The organism is Cupriavidus sp. GW823-FHT06D04, assembly GCF_058795055.1.
Genome location: NZ_JBXAHL010000005.1, coordinates 173,517 through 196,464 on the forward strand (window position 1 = coordinate 173,517; position 22,948 = coordinate 196,464).

At 65.5% G+C, this 22,948-nt stretch carries 16 protein-coding genes; 7 read left to right on the forward strand and 9 right to left on the reverse strand.

All coding sequences use genetic code 11. The features are described 5' to 3' along the window. Window positions 1–25 precede the first annotated feature (25 nt). From AC1Q7H_RS10210 to AC1Q7H_RS10240, 7 genes are all read left to right on the forward strand, one after another. A complete protein-coding gene (locus tag AC1Q7H_RS10210) occupies window positions 26–2,320 on the forward strand; it encodes a sulfatase-like hydrolase/transferase (protein ID WP_492381246.1) in 2,295 nt (764 codons plus the stop codon). Then, window positions 2,295–4,889 (forward strand): arylsulfatase, encoded by a 2,595-nt coding sequence (locus tag AC1Q7H_RS10215; RefSeq protein WP_492381247.1) that lies wholly within the window; start codon window positions 2,295–2,297, stop codon window positions 4,887–4,889. Before AC1Q7H_RS10210 ends, AC1Q7H_RS10215 begins: the two co-directional genes overlap by 26 nt. Window positions 4,890–5,116: 227 nt before the next feature. Continuing rightward, entirely contained in the window at window positions 5,117–6,163 is a 1,047-nt protein-coding gene (locus tag AC1Q7H_RS10220; RefSeq protein ID WP_492381300.1) for a formylglycine-generating enzyme family protein, read from the forward strand. A gap of 380 nt (window positions 6,164–6,543) precedes the next feature. Next, the gene (locus tag AC1Q7H_RS10225) at window positions 6,544–9,312 is read left to right on the forward strand and encodes a winged helix-turn-helix domain-containing protein (protein ID WP_492381248.1); all 2,769 of its coding nucleotides are present in this window, start codon (window positions 6,544–6,546) and stop codon (window positions 9,310–9,312) included. Window positions 9,313–9,432: 120 nt separating this feature from the next. Next, a complete protein-coding gene (locus tag AC1Q7H_RS10230) occupies window positions 9,433–10,572 on the forward strand; it encodes an acyl-CoA dehydrogenase family protein (protein ID WP_492381249.1) in 1,140 nt (379 codons plus the stop codon). 53 nt (window positions 10,573–10,625) lie between these two features. Continuing rightward, window positions 10,626–11,813, forward strand: coding sequence for a lipid-transfer protein (locus AC1Q7H_RS10235; RefSeq protein WP_492381250.1), 1,188 nt, complete (start codon window positions 10,626–10,628; stop codon window positions 11,811–11,813). A 69-nt stretch (window positions 11,814–11,882) separates the two neighbouring features. Beyond that, window positions 11,883–12,869, forward strand: a complete 987-nt coding sequence (locus AC1Q7H_RS10240; protein WP_211984245.1) for a Bug family tripartite tricarboxylate transporter substrate binding protein — start codon at window positions 11,883–11,885, stop codon at window positions 12,867–12,869. Window positions 12,870–13,089: 220 nt separating this feature from the next. On the opposite strand, the gene AC1Q7H_RS10245 is transcribed toward AC1Q7H_RS10240, so the two are convergent. The 9 genes from AC1Q7H_RS10245 to AC1Q7H_RS10285 all read right to left on the reverse strand — a co-directional run bounded on the left by AC1Q7H_RS10245 (window position 13,090) and on the right by AC1Q7H_RS10285 (window position 22,735). Continuing rightward, entirely contained in the window at window positions 13,090–14,787 is a 1,698-nt protein-coding gene (locus AC1Q7H_RS10245) for an AMP-binding protein (RefSeq protein ID WP_492381251.1), read from the reverse strand. Between the two features lie 24 nt (window positions 14,788–14,811). Then, entirely contained in the window at window positions 14,812–15,231 is a 420-nt protein-coding gene (locus AC1Q7H_RS10250) for a MaoC family dehydratase (RefSeq protein ID WP_371827474.1), read from the reverse strand. Between the two features lie 13 nt (window positions 15,232–15,244). Further along, entirely contained in the window at window positions 15,245–15,688 is a 444-nt protein-coding gene (locus AC1Q7H_RS10255) for a MaoC family dehydratase N-terminal domain-containing protein (protein ID WP_492381252.1), read from the reverse strand. Window positions 15,689–15,730: 42 nt separating this feature from the next. Then, the gene (locus AC1Q7H_RS10260) at window positions 15,731–16,663 is read right to left on the reverse strand and encodes an SDR family oxidoreductase (RefSeq protein WP_492381253.1); all 933 of its coding nucleotides are present in this window, start codon (window positions 16,661–16,663) and stop codon (window positions 15,731–15,733) included. 506 nt (window positions 16,664–17,169) lie between these two features. Further along, window positions 17,170–18,321, reverse strand: a complete 1,152-nt coding sequence (locus tag AC1Q7H_RS10265; protein ID WP_211984238.1) for a porin — start codon at window positions 18,319–18,321, stop codon at window positions 17,170–17,172. Between the two features lie 409 nt (window positions 18,322–18,730). Then, on the reverse strand, window positions 18,731–19,591 hold the full coding sequence (locus AC1Q7H_RS10270) for an SDR family oxidoreductase (RefSeq protein WP_211984236.1): 861 nt from the start codon (window positions 19,589–19,591) through the stop codon (window positions 18,731–18,733). Between the two features lie 59 nt (window positions 19,592–19,650). Continuing rightward, window positions 19,651–20,829 (reverse strand): thiolase family protein, encoded by a 1,179-nt coding sequence (locus AC1Q7H_RS10275; RefSeq protein ID WP_211984235.1) that lies wholly within the window; start codon window positions 20,827–20,829, stop codon window positions 19,651–19,653. Between the two features lie 133 nt (window positions 20,830–20,962). Beyond that, entirely contained in the window at window positions 20,963–21,724 is a 762-nt protein-coding gene (locus tag AC1Q7H_RS10280) for an AMP-binding protein (RefSeq protein ID WP_211984233.1), read from the reverse strand. A gap of 33 nt (window positions 21,725–21,757) precedes the next feature. Continuing rightward, window positions 21,758–22,735 (reverse strand): Bug family tripartite tricarboxylate transporter substrate binding protein, encoded by a 978-nt coding sequence (locus AC1Q7H_RS10285; protein ID WP_492381254.1) that lies wholly within the window; start codon window positions 22,733–22,735, stop codon window positions 21,758–21,760. Between the last annotated feature and the right edge of the window lie 213 nt (window positions 22,736–22,948).

Here is a 22,948-nt window from a genome sequence, read left to right on the forward strand (position 1 = left end):
TCCGCTACAGGGGGAACGGACTGCTATGCAGAGCACATCCGGCCTGGCATTGCCCAGGCCGGATCCGGTTTTTCGCGGGAAAATCGGCGAAACCGTGAAAGATTCGACACCTGACTACCCCGCGCCGCTCAAGGCGCCGAAGGGTGCCCCGAACGTGCTGATCATCATGCTGGACGATGTGGGCTTCGGGCAAGCGAGTACTTTTGGCGGGCCGGTTCCCACGCCAACCCTTGAGCGCCTGGCAAAAGGCGGTCTGCGATACAACACGTTCCATACCACGGCATTGTGTTCGCCCACGCGCGCGGCCTTGCTGACCGGCCGCAATCATCATTCGGCCGGTTCCGGCGTGATTATTGAAACTGGCACCGGATACCCGGGCTACACGGGCATCATTCCCCAGAGCACCGCCATGGTGCCCGAAATTCTCCGGGGCAATGGCTATGCCACCGCCATGTTCGGCAAGTGGCACAACACGCCTGAGACAGAGATCAGCCCGGCAGGCCCCTTCAACCATTGGCCCACAGGCTTTGGCTTCGACTATTTCTACGGCTTCAACCAGGGCGAGACGAGCCAGTGGTATCCGGTTCTCTACCGGAACACGACCCCGGTCGCACAGCCCAGGACGCCGGAGCAGGGATATCACTTCACCGCCGACATGACGGATGAAGCCATCAACTGGCTTGGCGGCATCCGGGCGGCGAAGAAGGACCAGCCGTGGTTCATGTATTACGCGGCAGCGGCAGCGCACGCACCGCATCATGCGCCAAAGGCATGGCGGGACAAGTTCAAGGGTAGGTTCGACCAGGGGTGGGACAAGCAGCGCGAAATCACTTTCGCCGAGCAGAAGCGGCTTGGCGTGATTCCGCAGGATGCCAGGCTGACGCCACGGCCAAAGGAAATTCCTGCCTGGGACGATCAGCCGGAAGCCGCGAAGCGTGTATATGCCCGGTTGATGGAGAATTATGCTGCCTACCTCGCGTACGCAGACAATGAGATCGGCCGCCTGGTCGACAGCGTCGCCCAGGCCGGCGAGCTTGATAACACGCTGATCTTCTACATCGTTGGCGACAACGGGGCCAGTGCCGAAGGCGGCCTGGAGGGATCGTTCAATGACATTGCCAGCCTGCTTGGATACAACCCGGGGCTGGAGGTTCTCAACAAGCGGTTGGACCAGATCGGCGGGCCTGAATCCGAGCCGCAGATTCCGGTCGGCTGGGCCTGGGCCATGGACACGCCGTTCCAGTGGACCAAGCAGGTCGCCAGCCACTTTGGCGGCACCCGCAATCCATTGGTGGTTCACTGGCCTGCTGGCATCAAGGCGCATGGCGAGCTGCGCACACAGTTTCATCACGTGATCGACGTCGTGCCGACCATTCTCGAAGCCACTCACGTCCCGGCACCGAAGGTCGTCAACGGTATCCCGCAGAAGCCGATGGAAGGTGTCAGCATGGCTTACTCGTTTGCCGATGCGAAGGCGAGGAGCCGCAGGACCACGCAGTACTTCGAGATGTTCGTCAACCGAGCCATCTACCACGACGGCTGGGTGGCGGCCAGCCGGTTTGGCGTGCCGTGGAACTTGGTCGGGCGAGTGGGGAATTTCCTCGACGCGCCGTGGGAGCTGTACCACGTCGACGCTGATTTCAGCGAAGCCGATGACCTCGCCGCAACCAACCCGCAGAAGCTCCGGCAGCTTCAGGCGCTGTTCCTGGAAGAGGCGAAGAAGTATGACGTGTTCCCGCTGGACTCGCGTTTCTCGGAGCGTGGCGATCCGCGCAATCGTATTGCCGGCGAACTCCCCACCAGTTGGACCTACCACGGGAACAACGTTCGCCTGCCCGAGCCGAGCGGACCGCGTGTCTACCCGAACTCACACGTCATCACGGCGACGCTGACGATTCCGCCGGCGGGTGCCGAAGGGGTCATCGCTGCCGCCGGCGGCCGCTCCGGCGGGTGGAGCCTGTACGTCCTGGATGGGAAGCTTACCTATCACTACAACTCCGCCGACTTCGAGCATTCGACCGTTCAGGCCCGGGCACCGCTCCCAGGCGGGAAGGTCGCCGTGCGGCTGGAGTATGCGTCCAACGGACCGAAGCGCGGTAGCGCGTTGAACAACGGCGCGACGGTGAAATTGTTTGTCAACGGTGATCTCGCCGGTGAGGGTAGCGTCGGCACCGGCATGCGCCGCCACGGGGCCGAGCCCTTTGAACTTGGCCGGGACTCGATTTCCGCGGTCAGTCCGGGCTACGGGTCGAAGGGGACATTCCCGTTCACCGGCAGGATTGACGACATCACGTTTGCGGCAGCGCCGGCAGCCAGGTAGGCGCTGCGGAGCCATTCGCACAGTCCGGCGTCATGGGCAGGGGGGCAGGGCAGGACGCCGCCCCTTGCCGCTTGTTCTTCTTACAGCAAATAAACGAGGCAAATCCGTGAAACGCCTGCTTTCATCCGTCGCCACCGGTTATCGCACCGCTGTGCACATGCTGAACTCCAGGAGGGATGTCATGAATATGCCAAGGATGTTCTGCGCGGTAGTCTCTGCCGCCATGTTGCTTGGTCTCTTCGCGAACGCGACAGACGCCCAGGCGCAATCCGCGACGCCGGCGCCGTCCCAGGCGGCAACCCCGAGCGTGCTGCCGCGGCCCGACTTCCGCTTCCAGGGCACCGTCGGCCGGACCTATCTCGATTCCGACCCCGGACAATTTCCGCAGCCGGTCAAGGCGCCAAAGGGGGCGCCCAATGTGGTGGTGATCCTGCTCGATGACGCCGGCTTCGGGCAATTCAGCACGTTCGGCGGCGGCGTGCCGTCGCCCACCATGGACAAGCTAGCGGCCGAGGGCCTGCGCTACAACCGGTTCCACACCACGGCGCTGTGCAGTCCGACCCGGGCCGCGCTGCTCACCGGGCGGAACCACCATTCCGCCGCCTTCGGCAGCATCGCGGAAGTCGCCACCGGCTATGAAGGCTTCACCGCGGTGCTGCCGCGCAGCGCCGGCACGGTGGCGGAAGTACTGCGGCAGAACGGCTACATGACGGCGTGGATCGGCAAGAACCACAACACGCCGCCGTGGGAGGCCAGTGCCGCGGGCCCGTTTGACCGCTGGCCGAACGGGCTGGGCTTCGACTATTTCTACGGGTTCATGGGTGGGGACACGGATCAATGGCATCCGGTCCTGTACGAAAACCGCAATCTCGTCCCGGCTTCGACCGACCGGAACTACCACCTGACGACTGACCTGGCCGACCACGCCATTGCCTGGGCACGCCAGGTCAAGAGCATTGCGCCGGACCGTCCCTTCCTGCTGCATGTCGCGCCAGGCGCGACGCACGCGCCGCATCACGCGCCGCAGGAATGGATCGACAAGTTCAAGGGCCAGTTCGACGCAGGCTGGGACAAATACCGCGAGATGACGTTCGAGCGGCAGAAGAAGCTCGGTGTCATCCCGGCCGATGCCAGGCTCACGCCGCGCCCGGAAAGCCTGCCGGCGTGGGACTCTCTCAATCCCGAGCAGAAGCGGCTCTATGCCCGCATGATGGAAGTGTTCGCCGGCTTTGGCGCGCATGCCGACCATGAAATGGGCCGGATCGTCGACGCCGTGAAACAGTTGCCCGGCGGCGAGAACACTATCTTCATCTATATGGCCGGAGACAACGGCGCCAGTGCCGAGGGCGGCATCGAAGGCTCGCTCAACGAGACGCGCTTCTTCAACGGCATCGTCGAGACATGGCAGGACAACCTGAAAGTCATCGACGAACTCGGCGGCCCGAAGCACTTCAACCATTTCCCGGCTGCCTGGGCCCACGCCATGAACACCCCGTTCCAGTGGACCAAGCAGATCGCCAGTCACCTCGGCGGCATCCGCAACCCCATGATCATTGCGTGGCCGGGGCATATCAAGGACAAGGGCGGCCTGCGCAGCCAGTTCACCCACGTGATCGACGTCGTCCCCACCCTCTATGAGGCCATTGGCATCACGCCGCCGACGCAGCTCAACGGCGTGCAGCAAAAACCGATCGAAGGGGTCAGCTTCGCCTACACGTTCAACGACGCGAAGGCCAAGGACCGCCATACCACCCAGTACTTCTCGCTGTCCGTCAACCGGGCCATCTTTCACAACGGCTGGATGGCCTCGGCGATGGGCTTCGTGCCGTGGCAGCCCAATCGCTCGGTCTTCGACCCCGACAAGCAGAAGTGGGAGCTCTACAACCTGGACCAGGATTTCTCGCAGGCAGAGGATCTGGCCAGCGCGAATCCGCAGAAGCTGCGTGAGTTGCAGGACTTGTGGTGGGCGGAAGCGGCCCGGCACAACGTACTGCCGCTGGACTGGCGCGGGGTGGAAAAATTCAATGCCGAACTGATGGGCCGGCCGAGCCTGGCCGGGAACAGCCGGACGCTGACCTACTACCCCGGACAGGTTGCCCTGCCCAACGAGGCGGCTCCGCGCCTGCTCAACCGGTCCTGGACGCTGACGGCAGATGTCGAGGTCCCGCAAGGCGGCGCACAGGGGGTCATCGCGACACACGGTGGAAGCACCGGCGGCTATGGCTTGTACATCCGTGACGGCAAGCCGACGTTCGTCTACAACTACCTTTCGATCGAACGTTTCGCGTTCTCCGGCCAGGAGCCGTTGCCCAGGGGCAAGGTGCAGGTGAAAGTCGACGTGACCTACAAGGGTGGCCCGAAGGAACGCGGCAAGGCCATGGCCGTCGTGATGACGGTCAACGGAAAGAAGGTCGCCGAGGGCGTGGTGCCGAAGACGATACCCAATATGATCAGTCTGGTCGAGGGGATGGACATCGGCATGGATGCCGGCTCGCCCGTGGACTTTACCTACAATCCGCCGTTCGCCTTCAATGGCAAGATCGATAAGGTGGTGTTTGACTTGAAATGAGGGGAGGCGCGGCAGGCCACGGCATTGGCGCCGCGCATCCCTTCGCGACAGATGGCAGATCGCAGGAAAAGGAGTACGCGGTGAAGAAGGAAGGATCAGCACCTCGGATGCTGCGGGCAGCGCAGAACGAAGGCGCCAGCGCGGCAGAGCCGTCCCGGCGGCGCAGGCGCGTGACGCTGGCGCTACTGGCTGGCGCTGTCGCCGCGGGGGCCGGGTATGCGGCATGGATGGCCGGCACGGCACCATCCGGGCCGGCCATCATACTGCCCGGCGATGGCGTCAGCGGACCGATGGGGATGGTTCACGTCCCCGGCGGGGAATTCCTGATGGGCAGCGACAGCAAACTGGCGCAGCCCAACGAGCGGCCCGCGCACAAGGTTCGCGTGCATGGCTTCTGGATGGACCAGCACCATGTCACGAATGCCGAATTCCGCAAGTTCGTCGCGGCGACAGGCTATATCACCACCGCCGAGAAGACACCCGACTGGGAGACGCTGAAGGTCCAGTTGCCCGCCGGCACGCCGCGCCCGTCTGACAGCGACCTGGTGCCGGGTGGCATGGTCTTCGTCGGCACGCCCCGCCCGGTGCCGCTGCAGGACTATTCGCAATGGTGGCGCTATGTGCCTGGTGCGGACTGGCGCCACCCCGGCGGCCCCGGCACGTCGATCGACGGCAAGGATGACCACCCGGTCGTGCAGGTGTCGTACGAAGACGCCCAGGCCTACGCCCGATGGGTCGGCAAGCGTCTGCCAACCGAGGCCGAATGGGAGTTTGCCGCACGTGGCGGACTGGAGCAGGCGACCTATGCCTGGGGCGAGAAATTCGCGCCTGACGGCAAGCAGATGGCCAACGTCTGGCAGGGCCAACAGGCGCAGCCGTTTCCAGTGGTCAGTCCGAAGGCCGGTGGCGCGCTCGGCACAAGCGCGGTTGGCACCTTCCCGGCCAACGGCTATGGCCTGTCCGACATGACCGGCAACGCATGGCAGTGGGTGGCTGACTGGTACCGCGCCGACCAGTTCCGGCAGGAGGCAGGTTCCGGCCGCCTTGTCGACAACCCAGCAGGTCCGGCGGCGTCCTGGGACCCCGATGACGCGGGCGTGCCCGTCAGTGCACCCAAGCGCGTCACGCGCGGTGGCTCCTTCCTCTGCAACGAGGACTATTGCCTCAGCTATCGGCCAAGCGCACGCCGGGGGACCGACCCGTACAACAGCATGTCGCATCTCGGATTCCGGCTGGTTCTGGATGACAGCCGATGGGAGGCGAGCAGGAAATAGCGGACGCTTCACCCATTGGCATTGAGCATGTCTGACTACGGACGCCGGGGAGAATCAGCGCGCCAGCGGCGGCAGAACGGCACATCTCATGTCGCCGGCGTTTCAAATGAAGCGGTCATTTCCGGAAGGTTGGCCATAGTCACTGGTTTGTGAGCGTCGGGCATCCGCCCGGACGCACGTTGGCATTCTGGCCGCATCGCGCTGCGCAAACTTCAGCGGGCGTCGCGCAGCGTGCAGAACCAGCAGCTGTTGCTGCAAGACGACCGTGGTCGAGACACCTCGATTCGGGTGGGGACAGGCCGGCGCGTCAACGCGTATCTTTCTGGCACAGGCTTGGCTGCCACCATACCGGCACACCGCTCTCTCCGGAAAGTACGCCCATGTCCCAGAAAGGCTCATCGTCGACCGTGCCGCCGCCACCGCCAGGACGGGTGATCGAGTCCGTGGCCAGCACCAAGCTTGTTCCGCCGCGCGGAGCCCGCCGGCTGATGCCGCGCGACGCGCTTCAGGCCCGGTTGCTGGACGCCCGGCGCCAACGCTGCGTGATCGTGCAGGGGCCGGCCGGAAGCGGAAAGACCAGCACGCTGGTGGCCTGGCGGCAGGCGCTTCTGGCGCTGGACTTCGACGTCGCCTGGCTCTCGGTCGCCGCGGAAGACAATGAGTTGATGCGTTTCGTCGGTTGCCTGCTCGCCAGCATCGCGGTGGTGGACGACGATGCAGTCAGGGAGGCAGCGCTGCTGGTCGGGCGCGACTGCAGCGAAGCGATCCTTGAGCACTGCGTGATCACGGTGGTGGAGGCGCTCTCGACCCGCCAGCGGGATCTGGTGCTGATCATTGACGACGTACAGCTCCTGGATGACATACGCATCCACCAGGTGCTGCAATGGCTGCTTGAGTATGCCCCGCCGAACCTTCACCTGGCCTTCGGCACGCGTACCGCGCCGCCGCTTTCGCTGGCACGGCCACGTGCACAGGACCTGGTGAGTGAGTTCGATCTGAAGGACTTGCGCTTCTCGGCCGAGGAATCCGAACGGTTCCTGCGCGAGCACCTGGGTCATATCGACCGGCGCGACGCGCAGGTGCTCCACGAGCTCACGGATGGATGGGTGGCCGGCTTGCAGCTCTTCGCCATTGACCTCCAGGCCAAGCGCGGCGCCGGCTACGCGCGGGTACAGGTTCGGGACGCACAGGCCTTTGCCAGCTACTTCGAGCAGGAGGTGCTGGTGAACCTTGCAGCCGAAGACCTCGAGCTGCTGACCCGTGCCTCGGCTTGCAACCGCCTTTGCGCTTCCTTGTGCGCCACCCTGATGAACCAGCCCCACGCTGTGGCCAGCATGACTTCGCGGCTGGCGCGCCTGGATCGCGACAACCTTTTCATCAGCCAGGTCAGCAGCCATGACCACGAGAGCTGGTATCGCGTGCACCCGCTGATGCGCGAGGTCCTGGCCACCCGCTTGGAGGGCGTTTCCGAGGCCGAACGGCGGGCCCTCCACGCGCGGGCCTGGCGCTGGTTCGAGCTGCGTGGCCACCTTGATGAAGCCGTGCGCCATGCCGTGCACGCCGCCGATCAACAGGCGGCCGCTGATATCGTGGAGGCATGCGCGGTGGACATGATGGGCCGTGGCGAACTGGCCCAGCTTGCCAACCTCATGAGGCGCCTGCCCGCCGAACAGGTGCAGGCGCGCTTTGCGCTCAGGCTGGTCACGGCGTACCTAAGCATGTACGCGCGCGATCTTGGCTCCCTCAAGGCCGCGCTGCTGCAGCTGGAAGCGGGGCAGGACACCATCAGTACCCACGAGCGCTTCGCCGTGCGGCTCTTGCGTGGCGCGCTCGCCATGCAGCGCGACGACACGGACGCGGTGCGGGCAAACCAGCCTGAGTTGCAGGCCATACCGGACGATTCCCGGGCCTTTGCCTTCGCCGGGCGCGCTCACTTGCTCGCCTGGATGCACATGTATGAAGGGGAATACGAAGCTGCGCGTGCGGTGCTGGGCGAAGGGGCGCGCCACAATACGGCGCCCGCTCGCCGCCTGGTCGGGCGCGCGCTGGAAGGGATGAGCCTGGCGCTCGAGGGGCGGATGGCTGAGGCTGAACGGCTGCTGCGCGAGGTCCACCGTGAGTCCGAGCTGTACGGGCAGGCGCATATGGACGTGGCTGGCCTGGCTGACGGGCTGCTGGGTGAAACGCTGTACGAATTCAACGAACTCAAAGCCGTCTGCCGCCTGCTGGAGCCTCGCCTGGAACTGCTGGAACGGACTTCCCTGCCCGATGCGGCGCTGCGGGCACTGGTGGCGCTGGCCCGCTCGCATTGGCGCCTGGGGCGCAGGCTCGAGGCGCTCGAGCATATCGAGCGGTTGGAAGACTATGCCATGCGCCAGGGGCTCGACCGTGCGCTCGCTCAAGCCCTGGCTTTGCGTCTGCGCGTGCACCTAGCGCAGGGGGCGACATCGCAGGCCATGGACGTGCTGGAGCGACTCAACCTGCTGGGCGCCCAGCATGCCGCGGCGACAAGGGGTACGGCAGCCGAAACCTTCCGCATCTGTGAATGGGGCCGCGCGGAAACCTGCCTGCACTGGCAGGATTTCGATGGTGCCGCTGCCTGCCTGGGACCGCTCCTGGAGCATACGGCCACAGCTGGCAGATGGTCTGGCGTGGCCGCCTTGCACCTGAATCTTGCCATCGCGCAGCGGGGTCGAGGTGACCTCCATGCGGCCCGGGAACACCTGTTCAAGGCCGTGCAGCTGGGCCACCAGCTTGGACTTGTCCGCAGCCTGCTCGATGTTTCGACACAGGTGCCCGCCATGCTTGAAGCGCTCCTCCGGGACGAGGTGCTTGATCCGGTCCTGGCCTTCTATGTCAAGCGGCTCCTCGCCGCCGCGTCGCATACGGAACTGGTGGCCGGGCCTCCTGCGAGCGCTCCCTCGGCAGTGGCGGCTGACCTCCTTAACGACCGGGAGCGGGAGGTGCTGGCACTGGTCGCGCAGGCCATGCCCAACAAGAAGATCGCCCGCGTAATCGGGGTGACACCGCACACGGTCAAATGGCATCTGCGCAAGATCTACGCCAAGCTCGGCGTGTCCGAGCGCGACGAAGCGGTTGCGCGCATGCGCGATCTCGAACTGGGAGGTGATTTCCCGGGGTTCCACTGAGATCCGGCTCGCCAATCCGGCTAGTGTGTCAAGCCGCGCGATTGGCCATGATGGGTTGTCTGGCAACGCTGCCCCGCGGGAGCAGCCGGCCCGGATCCGACTCATTGAAAGGAGCTGACAGTGGAAGTCAATCGCACGGTCTTCCGGGAAGACCACGAAATGCTGCGCCCCACCGCGAGGCGATTCTTCGAACGCGAGTGCGCGCCGCGCCAGGCCGAATGGGACAAGGCGGGCCGCACCGACCGCGAGACCTGGCTGAAGGCTGGCCGTGAAGGTCTGCTATGTGTGTCGGTGCCCGCCGAGTACGGCGGCGGGGGCGGTGATTTCGGCCATTCGGCGATCGTCATGGAAGAAATGCACCGTGCCGGCATCTCGGGCGCCGGCTTCTCGATCCATTCGGACATTATCGCTCCCTATATCGTGCGCCTGGGCACCGAGGCGCAGAAGCGGCGCTGGCTGCCCGGGATCTGCGCCGGCGAGACCATCATGGCAGTGGCCATCACCGAGCCGGGCGGCGGCTCCGACGTCAAGGCGATCCGAACGACCGCCGAGCGCGATGGCGACGAGTACGTCATCAACGGCAGCAAGACCTTCATCAGCAATGGCCTGAATTGCGACATGATCATGCTGGTCTGCAAAACTGACCAGGCCGCCGGCGCGAAGGGCGTGAGCCTGATGATGGTGGAGGCCGACCGTCCTGGCTTCCGGCGCGGGCGCAAGCTGGAGAAAGTCGGCCAGCCCGGCGCGGATACCGCCGAGCTTTTCTTCGACAATGTGCGCGTGCCGGTGGGGAATCGTCTGGGGGAGGAGAACCAGGGCTTCGCCTACCTGATGCAGGAACTGCCTCAGGAGCGCTTGCTGATCGCACTGTATTCGGCAATTGCCATCGAACGGCTGCTCCGGATCACGGTTGACTACGTCCAGGACCGGCGCGCCTTCAACCAGACTGTGTGGGACTTCCAGAACACCAAGTTCAAGCTGGCCGACGTCAAGGCCCGGTCGGTCGCCGTGCGCACGATGGTCGACTACTACATCGGCGAGCACATGAAGCGAAAGCTGACCGTGCAGGAGGCCGCGATCGCCAAGCTCTTTGCCACCGAAACGATGTGGAAGTGCATCGACGACATGGTGCAACTGCACGGTGGGTACGGCTACATGCTTGAGTACCCGATTGCGCGCGCGTTCACCGACTACCGCCTGTCGCGCATCGCCGGCGGCGCCAGCGAGGTCATGCGCGACCTTATCTCGCGCAAGCTGTAAGCCATGCCTGCCTGGCTGTACGGCAGCCTCCAACCATCCTGAACAGGAACATCATGAGTGAAAAAGCCATTGTCGCCGGCGTCGGCATGATCCCCTTTCTCAAGCCGGGCGCGAGCAAGCCCTATTTCGAAATGGGCGCCGAGGCGGTGCGCCTTGCCCTGGCCGATGCCGGCATCGGCTACGAGCAGGTGCAGGAAGCGTACGCCGGGCACGTGTACGGCGATTCCACCTGCGGGCAGACCACGTTGTACGAAGTCGGCATGACCGGCATCCCGATCATCAATGTCAACAACAACTGCTCGACTGGCTCGACGGCGCTGTATCTCGCACGCAAGGCCATCGCGTCCGGCGAGGCTGACTGCGTGCTGGCGCTCGGCTTCGAGCAGATGCAACCCGGCCCGCTGAAGATGCACTGGGACGACCGGCCCCCGCCGCGGGTACGCTTTCTGCCCGTGCTGCGCTCCCTTACCGCCGACATGGGTGATCTGGGCCAGTCGCTGCGAACCTTCGGCGGGGCAGGGCGTGAACACATGGAGAAGTATGGCACCCGCATGGAGACGTTCGCCGCGGTGCGCGCAAAGGCCAGCCGCCATGCCGCCAACAATCCGCTCGCGATCTTCCGCAAAATGTTGACTACGGAGGAGGTGATGGCCGATACCGTGATCGTGCCCGGCGTGATGACCCGCCTGATGGCATGCCCGCCTACCTGCGGCGCCGCAGCGGCGGTGATCGTGTCCGAAAGCTTCGCAAGAAAGCACGGATTGCGCGCCGACGTGCAGATCCTGGCCCAGGCGCTCACAACGGACCCACCCGAAGCCTTTGATCCGCCCTCGATGCTGAGTTGGGTCGGATCGCACATGACCAGCGCCGCGGCGGCCAGGGTCTACGAGAAGAGCGGTGTCGGCCCCGAGGACATCGACGTGTGCGAACTGCACGACTGCTTCGCCCAGAATGAGGTGATCTGCTATGAGTCGCTCGGTTTCTGTCCGGAAGGCGGTGCCGAGAAGTTTGTACAGGACGGTGACAACACCTACGGCGGCAGGACCGTGATCAATCCCTCCGGTGGCCTGTTGTCCAAGGGCCACCCGCTAGGTGCCACCGGCCTTGCCCAGTGCTTCGAGCTGACGCACCAGTTGCGCGGCACTGCCGACAAGCGGCAGGTCGAAGGTGCCAGGCTCGCGCTGGCGCACAACCTTGGCCTGGGCGGCGCCTGCGTGGTTACGCTCTATGGCAGGGCCTGACGCACGGCAGTTCGATGTCGGCGCCGGGCGCGAACGTGCGACCCGGCGCCATCACTACCGGAGAACCCCATGAAACGGCTCGTTTGCGTCGGTATGATCGGACTTTCCTTGTCCGCGCTGATGCCATGCATGATGGCGATGAAGAGCGCCCATGCCGAATCCTTCCCCTCGCGCCCGGTGCGCTTTATCGTGCCACTCGGGCCGGGCAGCGGTTCCGACACCATTACCCGGCTGGTGGCCAGGCTTGCGGCGCAGGAACTCGGCCAGCCCACCTATGTGGAGAACAAGCCGGGTGCCGATTCGCTGGTGGCGGTGCAGACCCTGCTGAGCGCACCGGCGGATGGCTACAACATCATGATGCTTTCCCCCAGCTCACTGGTGATCAACCCGCTGATCAGCGAGAACCTGCCGTACGATCCGCAGCGAGACCTGCGGCCGGTCGCCGGCATGATCCGCGTTATCGCCGTGCTCGTCACGGGCAGCGGGTCGCGCTTCAACAGCTTTGCTGATCTGATGACTGCGGCACGCCAGGCTCCCGGGTCGGTCAGTATGGCCAGTTACAGTGCGCACTACCGGCTGGGGGCGCTCCAGATGCAGCAGATGGCAAAGGTCGAGTTCAACCACGTGCCCTACAAGGGAGCGGCGCCGGTCCAGACCGACCTGATGGGCGGTGCTGTCGACGTCGCGCTCATGGACATTGGCGGCGCCCTGCCGCTGATTGCCACAGGCAAGCTCAAGGTGCTGGCCGTAACCGGCAAGGAGCGCCACCCCCGGTTGCCCGGCGTGCCGACCGTGAGCGAGGCGGGCTTGGCAAACTACGACCTGTACGGCTGGATCAGCCTTGGGGTTGCCGCCAGGACGCCGGAACCCGTGGTCCAGGCGATCGAGGCTGCCGTGCTCAAGGCCATGAAGCATCCTGAGTTCAGCGCTTACGTGACCCAGAATGCCGGCGCGGAAGTCTTTGCCGTCCCCGGCAAGGAGGTCAGCGCCCTGGTGGCTTCGGAGACTGCGCGCTACCGGCCGTTCGCCCGGCAGTTGCAGGCGGCGCAGCGATGAGGCTGCAGGCCGCTGGGAACAGCGAAGCAGTACCAGTTGCCGCAAGGGGTTGAAACTTGCGGAAAGGCTGCAAGGCCCGTTCGCTGGTGTTCCTGCGTTGTTTTCTTCGGGTTGCCGGTTGCCGGACCAGACGCTCTGATCTCTGATCTAAACCAAACGGCGGAAACGACAAGGCCCACATTCCAAAGAATGTGGGCCTTGTCTGCCTTCTGGCGTGGCCTCAGGCGTTCGCCAGCGCCGACTGGTCGCGCTCGTTCTGCTGCGCTTGGACTTCGCGCCACAGGACCTTGCCAGTCGCCGTCTTGGGCAGGGCCTCGACGAACTCGACCAGCCGCGGTGCCTTGTAGCCCGCCATGCGTGCGCGCGCCCACTCGGCCAGCTCATGCGCCGTGATGGCACCGCGCGCGGACGGGCGCATGACGACAACGGCCTTGACGGTCTCGCCACGATGTGAATCGCGGGCGGATATCACGCAAACCTCCTGCACGGCCGGGTGGGCGTAGAGCGCCGCTTCGACTTCCGCCGGCCACACCTTCAGCCCGGAACAGTTGATCATGCGCTTGAGGCGGTCGGTCACATAGAAATAGCCGTCGTCGTCGTAATAGCCCAGGTCGCCGCTGCGCAGAAAACGTTTGCCGTCGATGTCGATAAAGGCGGCGGCGCTCGCCTCGGCATTGTTCAGGTAGCCTTCGAACAGGGTGGGGCCGTGCATCACGATCTCGCCTGGCTGGCGCGGACCCAGTTCCGCACCGCTGTCGGGGTCGATCACCCGGGCATCGCAATTGATCACGGGAATCCCGGCGCACTGGCGCCGGGCTGCCTGCGGCGGGTTGCTGAGCGAAAAGCCGCAGAACTCGGTCATGCCGTAGCTTTCCAGGTAGGTGAGCCCCAGGCGCCGCTGCATTTCGTGCGCCAGGGACTCAGGCATTGCCGCGGCTCCGCCATAGATCCGCTTGAGCGACGACAGGTCATGCCGGCCGACGTCGGCACGCCCGAACACCTCCGCAAACATGGTGGGAACGGCGGGCCAGGACTGGATGCGCAGGCGCCCGATCAGTTCGACCGCTGCTTGCGCGTCCCAGCGCGCCAGCAGCACCACGGTGCGGCCGATGCGCACGGCCTGGTTCATTACCCGCATGCCGGCCAGGTGGCTGACCGGCAGTGCCAGCAGTTCGTGCTCGTCAGCGCGGTCATTCTGCCAGTGCTCACGGTGTGCCATGGAGTAGGCGAAGTTGCGGTGAGTGAGCATGGCGCCCTTGGGCCGGCCCGTGGTGCCCGAGGTGTAGCCGACCACGGCCAGGTCACGCCCGCCGGCATGCATGGGTCCGGGGGCGAGGCCGGCCGCCAGCGCCTGCATGAAGTCATGGAACCCGGCAAGTGGAGCCGGGCGGCGGGGCTCGCGTACGAAGGCGGGAATCTCCAGGTAAGGGACATCCTCAGGCAGCCCGGCAAACTCGGACGGCGCGCCGACTACGCAGGCCTCGAGCCTGCCGTCGTGCAGCAGCGCTTCCACCCGGTCGGCCATGTCTTGGGTGGCAATCATCACCCGTGCTCTCGAATCGCCGGCATAGTAAGCGATCTCGTCGGCGGTACTCATCGGATTGATGGCTACCACGACCGCATCACAGCGCATGACGGCGTAATAGGCCATGAAGAACTGCGGGCAGGTCTGCATCATCAGGAGCACCCGGTCGCCACGCCGCACGCCCAGCCGCTGCTGCAGATAGCCCGCCAGCGCCAGTGCGGCCTGGTGTAGTTCGCGAAAGCTGGTCTGCCGGCCGTAGAAGACGGTGGCTGCCTGGTCCGGCACGCGCTGCGCCGAACCTTCAAGATGGCTGAACAGATTGCAGTCCGCCACTTCCAGTGAGCGCGGGACGCCTGGGGGCCAATGAGTGAGATGTCGAGTCAGTTGGGGCATGGGCACGTGACCGGATGAGATGGATCAGATGAGTGCGATGTCGGCTTCGCCGACGATCTTTGCCTCGCCATTCTGGTTGGCGCATTGCATCTCGATGCGCAGGCGCGGCTCGCCGTTGACTTCGAAGCGCTCGCTGACGCGCCCGCTGCACAGGGGCGCGTCGTGCAGGTGCATGATGCCGGTAAAGCGCAGCCTCAGGCTGCGCACCCGTTCCTGGCCTGCCCAGCCAGTGATGAGGCGGCCAAGGTAGGCGGCGGAAAGCATGCCGTGCGCGAATACGTCATCGAAACCGGCGTTGTGGGCGTAGTCGGAGTCGATGTGCAGCGGGTGGTGGTCGCCCGAAGCGCCGGCATACACCGCCAGCGTCTTGCGGGTGATGGCGGGCAACTGCAACTGAGGAATGCTGTCTCCGACCCGGAGGTCGTTCAGGATGTTCTTCATCATGGCGGAATGTCCTTCAGATCTGTCGCTGTACGAGCACGGAACGCGCATCGGCAACGTGCACGCCATCCTGGTTGGTGATGCGCGACTCCTTGACCAGGAACTCGAGCGCGCCGCCCTTCTTGTCGTAGATGTCGACGATCCTCGGCTCGTAGGTCAGGGTGTCTCCCACATGAACGGGTGCGTGATAGTCGTATTGCTGCTCGGCATGCAGCACGCGGGAGGGCTCGATCCTGGCAAGCGCAAGCAGGTCGAAGGTCTTGAAGAGCCAGCCTTCCATGCACGAGAGGAAGGTGGGCGGGACCCGCAGCGAGCGGTGACCGGCCGCGTGCGCCGCCGCCACGTCGCTGTATACCGGATCGGTTTCGCCGATGGCGTTGGCGTACCAACGCACTGCCCATTCCTCAACGTTGATGCTGCGCTTGCCGAAGCTGTGGCCAATCAGGTTCTTGTCGAGCATGATCTGTCTCCGTGTGTCGTTCCTGTTTTTCGATGCGCGCCGTCAGATGGCGGACGGAATGACGCCATCCAGGTTGGCATTGGGCGCGGCGCGCCTGACAAGATCGGGCACGAGCGCGCCCAGCTCGGCTACCTCCCAGCGTCCCGCCTTCTCGATGTGAGGGCCGGCGCGCCAGCCCTCGGCCACCGTGATACGCCCGCCCCGGCTGCCGAATGCACGGCCGGTGACCTCGCCGGACTGCTCGCTGCCAAGCCACACGATGATCGGCGCGACATTGGAAGGATCGAAGGCGTCGAAACCCTCGACGGCACTGAACGAAGGGTTGAGCCGGCCGCTCTTGAGCAGTTGCTCGGTGTGGCGGGTTGCGCCGCTCGGATAGATGGTGTTGACGGTGACGCCATAGCGACCGAGTTCCATCGCAGCGACATTGGACATGCAGGCAATGCCGGCCTTCGCGGCGCCATAGCAGGTCTGGCCGATATTGCCGAACAACCCGGCCGATGATGAGGTGTTAATCACCCGCGCCGCACGCTGGCGACCGGCCTTCGACTCGTCGCGCCAGTAGGCGCAGGCGTGGCGCATGGGGGCGAAAGTGCCGCGCAAGTGCACGCGGATCACGGCGTCCCAGTCCTCGACCTCCATGTTGACCAGCATGCGGTCGCGCAGGATGGCCGCATTGTTGACCAGGACATCTAGACCCCCGAATTCGGTGATCGCGGTCTGGATCATTCGCTTTGCGCCTTGCCAGTCCGCCACGTCATCGTTGTTGGCGACCGCCTGCCCGCCAAGCGCGCGGATTTCTTCGACGACTTCCTGGGCCGGGCCTGCAGCGGCGCTGGTGCCATCGGGCGAAGCGCCCAGGTCATTGACAACCACCTTGGCGCCATGGCGCGCGAATTCCAGCGCGTATTCGCGGCCCAGGCCGCGGCCTGCTCCGGTAATGACGACCACCCGGTCCTTGCAGAGTTGTTGCATCTGGCTTCCTTTCGTGGATTCGGTTGTGATGAGAGGCATGCGGTCGCGTCATGGAAGGTGCGGTCGTGCTGCGGCCGCGATGTCTTCCACAACGCTGATGCATGTCTTCATTATTTCCTGCGGGGAGTCGGATGCCACTAGCCGGATCGGGCAGTGGGCGACAGAGATAGGATGGGAATGCAGACGGCAGTCGACCCGTCGTCGGGCATGGAACCCTGATTGCGCTGACCCGTTGCGACGTGTTCAGGTCGCGAGGCGATGGAGAGATGGGCAATTGGCCCGTGACGGTATGCGGCATGGAGGAGGCCGGAGCCGGCCTGGGCGCACGGGCCCGCCCCTCCCGTTGCCGGTCCGCTCGTGCTCAGAACCTGTTTGAAAATGCGTGTCGCTCCCGCGTATGCGGGAGCCCGGCGTCTTTATGCGCGCATCTGACAACTCAAAAAACACCGGGTCCCCGCCTGCGCAGGGACGAAAAACCAGGCACCCGGAACTGCTCAGACCGGTTCTCAGAATCTGTGTCGCACGCCCGTGATGACGCCCACCATGTTCTTTTGTCCCGTCATGGTCGGGTAATTGAACGCGTAAGCGGTGGCCGCGCTGTCAAAGCTCAGGCTGCCATTGTGCGCAAGGCCCACTGAAAAATACACGTCGGTGCGCTTGCTCAGGTTGTAGTCCGCCAAGAAGGTGTATTGCTGCATGTTCGGCGGGTTGGTCGAAGGCGCCGTGGGGGTGGCGGCTGTCCGCTTGACATCGGCGTAGTAGTAGGCCAGCGAGAGGGCCAGAGCGGGCGTCACCTGGTAGTTGACACCTGCCCACCAGTAGTCGTCGCGCAGGAAGGTGTTGCCGTTGGCGAAGTCGGCCTTGTTCCAGCGGTAGCCTGCCGAGAACTTCAGCGGCCCGGTGGCGTAGCTGCCGCCGACCGAGAGCTTGCGGACCTTGCCGGTCTGGCCCGTGACAACAGCCGGGTTCCACTGGTCATAGCCGATGCCCAGGCCGAAGGTGTCGTCCAGGTACATCAGCGAAGCGCCGTAGGCCGTGTTGTCCTTGCGGTGTGCAGGATCTTCGCCGGCGCCGCCGTTGGCAAGCAGGTTGCCCGTCGACAATGCCGGAACGCCGGTCCCGAACGAATAGTGCGCCACGGCCTGAAGGCTGCCGAACTGGCCGGTGTACTTCACCATATTGCTTTGGCGGTAGTTCAGCCCCATCCACCAGATGCCAGGTTCATAGGTCGCTGCAAAGCGCAGCGGCGCGAAGTTGACCAGGCCATCGAGCAGGCTGGTGGTCTGCCGCCCGAGCGTAACTTGTCCCAGGCTGTTCTTCAGGCCGACCATGGCCACCCGGCTGAAGAGACCGCTCGAGGGCGAGGCGCCGGTGTCCGGCATAAAGGCCCCTTCAAGCACAAACAGCGCCTGCGCGCCGCCGCCAAGGTCTTCGGTGCCGCGCAGGCCCCAGCGCGACGCGGAGAGCCCCCCTACACTAGGCATGCCGACCCGGCTGCCGCCAGTATTGCGTGTGGCCACCGACGTTGCCACACGGTTTACATACTCGATCGGGGCATCGATCACACCGTACAGCGTTACCCCGTTAGCCGCCTGCGCGGCTTCATGCCAAGCGGAAAAAGTCCCCAGCACTGCCAGTGTGCACAGTCTCAGTTTCATATCCTGTCATCTCCTCCGTTTTTTGTATTCGCTGTCCGGGCCACGCTTGCTCGCGCGGCGTCGGGGCTGATTTATATTTCACACACAGTGCGTGTGCTAGCACGGTAACTACGTTCAGGGGGCGCAACGCTACCCGTTTCGGGGTGCCATTTGCCGATGGACATCTGAAACACCGTCACGTGCCGCACGCCTAACACCCGCGGTGCCACGTTAGCGTCACGCGCATGGCGCGGAGTGCGGTAGTGTGGCCCCGGTCCTGCCTCATTGCCGAGGCTTATTCCAGTTCATGCGCAACTTTGGGGGGCTTGGGGGAGCGGCGCCACCACCCCATGCATGAGCCGCCGATGTGCAAGGGCCGTGGCTGAAAAACCACGGTTCTGGCCGGTGTCGTGCGGGATCGCCGGGCACGCTAGCCACGCAGCATGACGGGAAGCGAAGGCAGGTGAAAGCCGTCAAAGGCCACGCTCTTGTCGTGCGGCGCGAATGTCCACGACCTGGCCGTTGCCGCGGCACCGTCGATGCGCAGGCAAGCCCCGCTGACGAATGCCGCGGCGGGTGAAAGCAGGTAGACAATGGCCGAGGAGACTTCGGCGACATTGCCATAGCGCTGTAGCGGGATGCCGGCAAGCCTGGCGCGGATGGCCGCGGCGCCAGCATCGCTGTAGTTGTCGAAGCCGCTCGAAGCGACCAGGCCCGGCGCTACCGCGTTGACGCGCACACCTGAGGCGGCCCATTCGCAGGCAGCAGTCTCGGTCAGGCTCAGCATTGCGCAGCGGGCCGCGCCGGAATGGGCATAACCGGGCAGGCTGCCGCTGATTGCCGCCACCATGTTGACAATGGCGCCGCCATGCTGGGCCATCCACCGGTTGTAGACCTCGCGCATGAAGATGAAGCCGCCGGTGAGGTTGGTGCGGACCACGGCTTCGAAACCGCTCGTGGTGAAGTCCCGCATCTGGCCGTGGTACTGCCCGCCTGCATTGTTCACCAGGCCGTCGATGCGACCCTGCGCGGCCAGCACGTCGCCAATGGCGCGGATGACCGCTGGCTCGTCGCGGATGTCGCACACATGCGTGGACGCCTCGCCACCGTCGGCGAGCACCTCGCTTTGCACGGCCTCGAGCCGGTCCGGCTTGCGCCCGACCAGCGCGACATGCGCGCCAAGCGAGGCCAGTTCATGGGCGGTGCAGCGGCCAATGCCGCTGCCGCCGCCGGTGACAATCACGGTCTTGCCGGCGAACAGGCCGGGGCGGTAGATCGACTGGTACGGCATGAGTGATGGCTGCCGGCTGCGCGGCGCCCGGGATCCCGGTGCCGCGCACCCAGTTCCGCTCAGACGTACAGGATGGTGGCCACGGCCGTGGCGCCGTCCACACCCACCTGGCCGCCGCCATTCTCGGCCAGCGCCAGCTTCGCGCCCTGGCGCTGGCGCGGGCCCGACTCGCCGCGCAGCTGCTGGGTCAGCTCGACCAACTGCGCCACGCCGGTGGCGCCGATCGGGTGGCCCTTGCTGAGCAGGCCGCCGCTGGGATTGACCGAGACGCGGCCGTTCAGCCCGGAGGCACCGCTGCGCAGCAGTTCGACGCTTTCGCCCGGGCGGCACAGCCCCAGGCTTTCGTAGTACATCAGCTCCGAGGGCGCGGATGCGTCATGCACCTCGGCAACGTGGATGTCGAGCGGATCGATGCCGGTTTGCTCGTAGACCCCGTAGGTGGCACGCTGGGGGCAGGGCTCAAGGCTGCCGTCCGGCGAGCCTGACACGATCACCGACCCCCCGACCCAGATCGGGCGCGCGGTTTCATGCCGCTTCAGGAACTCCGGCGAGCACAGCACCACGGCGGCGGCGCCGTCGCCGATCGACGAGCACATCTGCAGCGTGAGCGGGTCACTGATCATGCGGCTGGCCAGCACCTCCTCAACCGTGGTCTCGCTGCGGAACTGTGCCACCGGGTTGAGCGAGGCAGCATGGCGGCTCTTGACCACGATCTGGGCCAGGTCTTCACGCGTGGCACCGGTCGCCTCCATGAACTTGCGGGTCTTGGCGGCATAGATGTCCATGAAGATGGAGCCGCTGCCCGAGCCGACGTGGGCGGGCTGTTCCTCTTCCAGGTCAACGGCCTTGGCCAGCGCGCCCAGTGAGACCCGTTTGTCTTCATGGGTCATGCGCTCGGCGCCCACGACCAGCGCGACCTGGGCCTGGCCGCTGCGCACAGCGTTCCAGGCCAGGAAGAAGGCCGAGCTGCCCGAGGCGCAGGCGTTCTCCACGTTGAAGATGGGCTGGCCCGACAGGCCCAGGAAGCGCAGCGCCGCCTGGCCGCGGACCATCTCCTGGCCGGTGATGAGGCCGGAGACAGCATTGGAGAAATAGACCTGGTCAATGTCCTTCGGCTGGATGCCTGCATTGTCGAGCGCGGTCCGCGCAGCGTGCTCGGCCAGCATGCGGACGGTCTTGTCCGGGAACTTGCCGAAGGCGGTCATGCCGGCGCCGATGATTGCGCATGTCTTGTTCATCTGGGTTCCTTCTCAATGGTTGGTGTGATGGGGTGGGTCCAGCCGGCGGAGGTCCGCCGGCAGCGTGCGAGGCCGGGCGCTCAGGCCGGGAAGACGGCGTTTCCTGCCAGCAGGCTCATGGTTGACGCTCTCTTCAAAAATGGGTTGAAAATGCTGGCTCCGGGGCGGCGCGCACGATCAGGCAGCCGCCATGGCTGACGGCGCGCTGCAGGGCAAGCAGGTCGTCGAGGCCGGCGTTGCACGGGCTGCGGCATTCACTGGCGGCCATGGCCGCCAGTGCCCGATGGCTCAGCATCGCGGTGGGGGCGCTGGCCGGCGAGCCGGCTCCGGATGCGCAGTCGACAACCGCCAGCCCGTCGCCGCCCGGTCCCATGCGCAGGGGGGCAATGCCGGCGGCCAGCGCGCCGGAGAGGGTGTGGGTATGGCGTTGCACCGGCGCATCGGAACCGTTCCCGGCCGCGGCGACAACCGTGCCGCGCAGGCTGCCCGCCGCGAGCAGCGGAGCCAGCGCGTCGTGCATTGCCTGCGCAGTGATGATGACTTGTGCATGACTGGCCTGCAGATGGCCGGCGGTCTCCGTAGCGGGGGTGCCCGGACGGATCGCTACCACTGCCGCATCGCACCGCAGGACCGCGTAGCAGGCGATTGCCAGTTCGCGGCCTGCACCCATCAGCAACGCCACGCGGTCGCCGGCGCGTACCTCCAGGTGGTGCTGCAGATAGCCGGCCAGGTACTGCGCGGCATCGTGCAGTTCGCGGTAGCTCATCGGCATGCCGTCATGGTTGACCAGCACGCTGGCATGAGGCCGGGCCCGGGCCACGGCTGCAAGCTGGCCGAACAGGTGGGCTGGCGGCTCGGGGCAGGCATTCTCGCCGGTCTGGACAGGTGCTGGCATCGCGCAGAGGCAGTGCATGTCAGGCGCGGGCCTTCACTCCGGCTGGATGCCGGCGATGGTGATCAGGCGCTTCCACATCTTCTGGTCTTCGACAATCCCTCTGGCCAGCTCCGGGCCGGCTGCAGGGAAGGCGAGCGTGCCGCGTTCGGCATAGTGCGCCTGGGCCTGCGGCGAGCCGGCGAACTCGATGCACAGGCGCGAAAGCTTGTCGACGATGGCCGCGGGCGTTCCCGCCGGTGCGAACAGGCCGGTCCAGCTGGCAACCAGCACGCCAGGAACCCCGGCTTCGGCAAGCGTGGGAACATCGGGCATCAAGGCCACGCGGCTCGGGCTGAACACCGCCAGTGCGCGCAGCTTCTTGCCCTGGATCTGCGGCACTGCGGAGGCCGTGTCGGCCAGCCCGTAATCCAGCACACCTCCCATCAGGTCGGTCAGCATCCCGGCCATGCCCTTGTAAGGCACGCTGACGGCCTGGATGTGGGCCGCCTCATTAAAGGCGGCAAGTGTCGCCTGCGAGGGCGCGCTGGCGCTGCCGTAGTTGAGCTTGCCAGGTTTTGCGCGCGCGGCGGCGACAAGGTCTGAGACCCTGCGATAGGGCGAGCCTGCCGGCACCACCAGCGCCACCGGCAGCATGGACAAGCGCGCAATGGGCACGAAATCCTTGCGCGGGTCGTAGGGCAGCCGCTTGAACAGGAAAGGGTTGGCCGCCATCGTGCCGGAGGTGGCAAGCAGCAGCGTGTAGCCATCGGGCGCGGCTTTCGCGACGAACTCGCTGGCGACCATCATGTTGCCGCCCGGGCGGTTGTCCACCAGGAAGCTCTGGCCGAGCTTGTCAGACAGGTGCTTCGCCAGCAGCCGCGTGTAGGCGTCGGCGCCGGTGCCGGCGCTGGACACCGAGATAATCTTCACGGGCCGTTCCGGATAGGCCTGCGCGAATGCCGGAGCGGCCAGCACAAGCCAGGCGCCGAACACGGCCAGGCACCATTTCTTCAGTGAATTGAACAGGGTCATTGCTTGTGAGGATGCCTTGGCCGCCAGGCGGCGGCCAGTTGACTGTCGGCGCCGGCCGGAGCACCGGGCGGCGGGCTACACGCTGCGGCAGCAGCCTGTTGAAGCATGATTGCGCGCCGACGATGCGCGAGGCACTCCCCGGTGTGGGTGGGGTCCCGCCGCGCGCCGGAACCGGGGAGGGCAGAGTGTATCGGATGAAATGGCAGCCGCCGG